Here is a 714-nt window from a genome sequence, read left to right on the forward strand (position 1 = left end):
TTCCAAGACCTCTGCAAAAAGAAGAAATTTACGCCATTGTGCGCAAATACGGAGAAGCAGCGGGAAGAGCGCAACGAGCAGGATTTGACTGTGTTGAAATTCATGCGGGACACTCCTACTTGCTGAGTCAGTTTCTTTCACCGATGTATAATAAACGCACGGATGAATTTGGCGGAAGCGCAGAAAACCGTACTCGTTTTGCCAGATTAGTCATTGATGAAATTCGTTCAGTGGTCGGCCCATTTTTCCCTATTTGCTTACGTTTTAGCGCGGAAGAGTTCACAGAAGGTGGGAACACACTGGAAGATACACTCGAGTTATTGGAGTATCTTAATGATGAGGTAGATATTCTGAACGTTTCTGCTGCTTTGAATGATTCCATCCAGTTCCAGATTGACGGGATGAACCTGCCGGATGGTTGGCGCTCATATATGGCTAAAGCGGTAAAAGAAAAATTCGGGAAGGTCACGATGACCTCAGGTAATATTCGGAGCCCACAGGCTGCGCAGGATATTTTGGAGAGAGGTGACGCTGATCTGCTGGCTATGGGTAGAGGGTTGATTGCAGAACCGAACTGGGTGCTTAAAGTGCAAAACGGCTACGAACATTTGCTTAGAAAATGTATCTCTTGCAACATTGGTTGTGCCGATCATCGTATCTCCAAAAGTAAACCGATTTGCTGTACGGTAAATCCGGATCTGTTCAAGGAAGCTG

General features: G+C 45.7%; 1 protein-coding gene. It reads left to right on the top strand.

The window, feature by feature from the left end:
- Window positions 1–714: oxidoreductase (locus tag GRP75_RS28640; protein WP_160791075.1), on the top strand; the 714-nt coding region annotated here is incomplete at both ends.

This window comes from Paenibacillus sp. OT2-17 (genome assembly GCF_009827695.1).
In the GTDB taxonomy this organism is placed as follows: Bacteria; Bacillota; Bacilli; order Paenibacillales; family Paenibacillaceae; genus Paenibacillus; species Paenibacillus polymyxa_B.